Origin of the sequence: Novipirellula sp. (genome assembly GCF_041583735.1) — a bacterium.
Taxonomy (GTDB): domain Bacteria; phylum Planctomycetota; class Planctomycetia; order Pirellulales; family Pirellulaceae; genus Novipirellula.
Window position 1 is genome coordinate 1 of record NZ_JBFHFD010000690.1, and the last position, 4,550, is coordinate 4,550.

At 54.2% G+C, this 4,550-nt stretch carries 2 protein-coding genes and 2 pseudogenes; 3 read left to right on the forward strand and 1 reads right to left on the reverse strand.

The genetic code is table 11. From position 1 onward, the window contains the following. The 3 genes and pseudogenes from ABX962_RS31010 to ABX962_RS31020 all read left to right on the forward strand — a co-directional run. Positions 1–861: pseudogene (locus ABX962_RS31010) on the forward strand (hypothetical protein); the annotation flags it as partial. Continuing rightward, on the forward strand, positions 858–2,921 hold the full coding sequence (locus ABX962_RS31015; RefSeq protein WP_372725395.1) for an ATP-binding protein: 2,064 nt from the start codon (positions 858–860) through the stop codon (positions 2,919–2,921). The pseudogene ABX962_RS31010 and the gene ABX962_RS31015, both read left to right, overlap by 4 nt. A gap of 24 nt (positions 2,922–2,945) precedes the next feature. Further along, positions 2,946–3,377 carry a response regulator gene (locus tag ABX962_RS31020; RefSeq protein WP_372725397.1) on the forward strand — a complete coding sequence of 144 codons (432 nt, stop codon included), beginning with the start codon at positions 2,946–2,948 and terminating at the stop codon, positions 3,375–3,377. A 96-nt stretch (positions 3,378–3,473) separates the two neighbouring features. Here the strand turns inward: ABX962_RS31020 and ABX962_RS31025 are convergent. Then, a pseudogene (locus ABX962_RS31025) lies at positions 3,474–4,550 on the reverse strand (aconitate hydratase); the annotation flags it as partial.

Here is a 4,550-nt window from a genome sequence, read left to right on the forward strand (position 1 = left end):
CAGATTCATTACGCGGCCAAAGCGACGGTGGGCCAGTGGATTTTGGCGAGACGCCAGGGCCATTTAACGCAGGCGGAAAGCCTCGAACGCCAATTGCGATTGATGTTGTGTTCGCCTGCGATGGAGCTGCGCAGCGAACTGCTAGAGTACTTGGGCGAACGAGGTGAACGTCAGATGACGCTCGAGGGCTATCGAAGCTTGTTGCCGATGGCGGCGTTCGGTTCCGAGGAAGCGACGGAGCTGTACGATGTTGCTCGAAATTATTCCACGCTTGTTCGTCAAAGCGATCCGATTGATGCAGCAAAATGGTTCGATCTGGCGATCGGTGGCACACTCGAAACCACCTTCTTTCGTTCGGTGGCCTATATCTCGCTGCCAGTGTTTGTTCGGCGTTGGCAGCTCGAAGGTGCGATTGAAAAGGGGGACGAGCAGCGAGTGCAGCAGCATCTCGATCGAATCTATCAAATGGATCCGCTCGATATTGATGTGGCCGAACGGTTGCTTCCCAAGATGCGCGCCAAAGGAATGGATGCGATCGCGGATGCCTCGTTCGAGCGTGTCTGGGAAGCTGGTCGAGCCTACATTGCCGACTATCCGTTTGATGCCACCGCAGGCAACAATCTGGCTTGGGTCGCCGCCATGAACCAACGCGAACTCAACGAGGCGGTTCGGTTGTCGGAGCAAGCGGTTTATTTTGAACCCGAGAGTGCGATTTATCGTGATACACTGGCCGAGATTCTGTTTCTGCTCGACCGTGTCGACGAAGCGCTACAGATCGAAAGTGGCTGTTTGTTGGATGATCCCGGACAGTGGCATCTGCACCAACAAATCGAAAAGTACTCCGAGGCGATGGCCGAATGAGAGAACCTTTGTCCGAATCGGTGCTCCGCAATGTGCTGTATGAACAATCCTTGGATGCTCAGTTCATTTATAATTCGCAAGGCATTTTGCAGTGCAACGCTGCCATGGCGAAAATGTTGGGGGTGTCCAATTCGGAAGCGCTTTTGGGGCGTCACCCGGCTGAGTTCTCGCCGCAGTTCCAAATGGATGGTGGTTTGTCGAGCGAGCGATGGCAGCAGATCGAGACGCGGGTTGAACAACAGGGCAAACATCGCGTTGACTGGCTGTTTCGCCGCGCCGATGGAAATGAATTTGTTTGTGAAGTGGCGCTGACCGCAGTGCAGTTAGAAACGGGCAAAGCGGTCGTGGGAGTCTGGCATGAAGTGACCGACCGCCGCATCGAACAAGAAGAGCTGTTGCGGGCGCAAACCCGGCTGCAACATGCTCTGCGGGGAGGTGACGTTGGACTTTGGGATTGGAATCTAGCGACAAACGAAGTGTTTTATTCCGACCAGTGGCACCGGCAATTGGGAGAAGTCCCCGGCACGCTGTCGGAGTATGTGGATTGGGAATCACGTGTCCACCCCGACGATTTGCCCCAAGCCATCTCGCGTGTCAAAGCGTTGCTGGCGAGTGCGAACAGTGAATATGAATCCGCATTCCGAATGAAACACGCCTCGGGAGTGTACCGTTGGATTTTGGCTCGCGGCCAACTATTTCGTGACTCCAGCGGCCAACCCACCCGATTGCTCGGCGTGCACTTGGATGTGACGGATCAAAAGATACACGAGCAACGTCTCAGCAAAGACTTGCATTTGAGTGAGGTGATGCTGCAAACACTCGAATCGACATTGCGTGTGACGTCGCTCGAAGGACTTAGCCAGATCGTTTGCAGGCAGGCTCGTCGTTTGTGTTCGGCGGAGATCGCAGGAATTGATTTGTGTCATACGTCAAACGGTAAACAGGCAATGCACGGGCGTTCCTATTCGAAGAAACATCCGGCGTATCAAGCTGCGGAAACGTCCAGCGAAACGATGGTCAAAGAAGAGGTGACGGCGGAATCCGAGCTCGCCGAGCATTCCGATGATATCGCATTATGTGATTTTTTTCGCTCGCTTGACCGAGCGGTGGTGTCGTTGTCGGCAGATCAGTTGCGGTCGCACCCGATCGGCGCGAGCTTCTGCGAAGCGACGGCTCACCGTCCCGCGCTGCGTGGACTGCTCGTCTGTTTATTGATCGATGGCGAGGGGCAAACGCTAGGAGCCATTTGGTTGTCGGATAAAGAATCGGGTGATTTTGATTACGAAGATGAATCCGTGCTCCGCCAACTCGCGTATATCGTTTCGACCCTGATCGTGCGTTTGCATGCTCAAGAAGATTTGCGTCGTCAAACTGAATTGCTTGACGAGAGCAACGAAGAATTGAAACAGTTTGCCTACGTCGCCTCGCATGATCTACAGCAACCGCTACGAGCCATTTCGAATTATGCCGAGTTTATCAACGAAGACTTTGGCGACAAATTAGGCGAGGAAGGTAAACGCTATTTGCAATTGCAGATTGCGGCTGCCAAGCGGATGAAAAAATTGATCGACGATTTGCTTCAGTATTCCAGGGTCAGCCGGGATGACGCCGATCTCAGCGAAGTGAACATGGAGGAAGTGGTTCACGAAGCGATGCGGCGATTAGAAGTGTCAATCGAAGAGACCGGAGCGGTGATTCGTATTGACCCGTTGCCGACTGTCCGCGGGATCGAGTCGCGATTGTGTCAATTGATGCAAAATTTGATTGGCAATGCGATCAAGTATCGGGATCCAAGTCGGTGTCCCGAAATTACGATATCCGCGATCGAGCAACCCGAGCATTGGTTATTTGTTGTCGAGGACAATGGCATGGGAATCGACCCCAAGTTTCGTCTCGAAGTCTTTCAGGTGTTTCGGCGGCTTCATGATGGAAGTACGATCGAAGGAACCGGGATTGGACTGGCGCTTTGCAAGCGGATTGTGCAGCGTCACGGTGGCGAAATTTGGGTGGAAGCCTCCGCCGAAGGTGGCAGTCGATTCTGTTTTCAAATCACCAAGTAAACGATCGTTTTTTTAATAGACGCAATGATGCATAAAAAAAGGCTGCGGATATTACTCGTCGAAGATGCCGAGTTTGAAGCCGAAATTACAAAGCGAGCATTGGCTTCGTGTGATTTTGAGAACGTGATGACCCGCGTCGCCAGCGGTGAAGAAGCACTGGGGTATCTTCGCCGCGAACCAGGTTTCGAGGATGCGGAAATGCCGCATCTGGTCCTCTTGGATCTGAATCTGCCGATGATGGGCGGACGTGAGGTGCTGGGCGAAATCCGTCGCGATCCCTCGTTGGCCCATTTGTTTGTGATCATTTGCTCGGCTTCGGATGAACCGAGCGAAGTGACCAAGGCATACCAAGCCACCGCGAACGCCTACATCACCAAACCGCTAGGGCTCGGGCCGCTGCGAGAAATGATGAACAAGGTAGGCGATTTCCTATTGAACGTCATCAAGATTCCCTGATGCGGCAGTCACCTCTCCCAAGCCGAAGCTTGGGCGAGGTAACTCGTGTTTTTGGCATCGGGCGTCCGCCGCCCGATCGACTTCTTTCAATTCGTCTTACTTCGACAGATTGCGAAGCACCGTGGGCAGAATACCAACGTTGCGGTAGTACTGCAGTTCCACCGGCGTATCAATTCGCACCACACACGGGAACGTCTTGGTGTTGTTATTCACGTCAGTGGCATGCACGGTGATCGTCGAACGGGGCTCGATCGCATCGGACAAATCAGGGATGTCAAACGTTTCCTCGCCAGTCAAACCAAGTGATTGCCAAGTCGCACCGTCGGCAAACTCAAGCGGCAACACGCCCATGCCAACCAAGTTGCTGCGATGGATTCGCTCGTAACTGGCTGCAATCACCGCTTTGACACCCAGTAGCATCGTGCCTTTGGCGGCCCAGTCGCGGCTGCTGCCGGTACCGTATTCAGCACCCGCTAAAACCACCAACGGAACCCCTGCGGCTTGGTATTTCATCGACGCATCGTAAATGCTCATCACATCACCATCAGGCAGATAGCGAGTGACGCCCCCTTCGGTCCCTGGGGCCAATTGGTTGCGGATGCGAATGTTGGCAAACGTGCCTCGCACCATCACACGGTCGTTGCCGCGGCGTGATCCGAAGCTGTTAAATTCACGCACTTCGACGCCTGAATCCTTCAAGAATCGGCCGGCAGGTCCATCCGATGCGATCGCACCGGCGGGAGAAATGTGGTCCGTCGTCACCGAATCGCCAAGCAGCGCCAACACGCGAGCACCCTTGATCGGCGCGATGTCCGGTACGGCTTCGGCAGTGACCGAATCGAGGAACGGAGGATGGTGAATATAAGTGCTGTTTTCGTCCCACGGGTACAACGCTCCGCCTGACACATCGATGGCATTCCACAATTCGTTGCCGGTCACCGAGGCCTCGTATTGCTCGGTGAACATCGATGGATCAATCGACGTCGCCATGGTTTCGCGGATTTCTTCGTTCGAAGGCCAAATGTCTTTCAAAAAGACATCGTTGCCCGATTGGTCTTGTCCGAGCGGTTCAGTCAACAAATCGATGTCGGTCGTTCCGGCCAACGCGTATGCCACGACCAAAGGAGGGCTCGCCAGATAATTCGCCTTGGTTAGCGGGTTGACGCGGCCTTC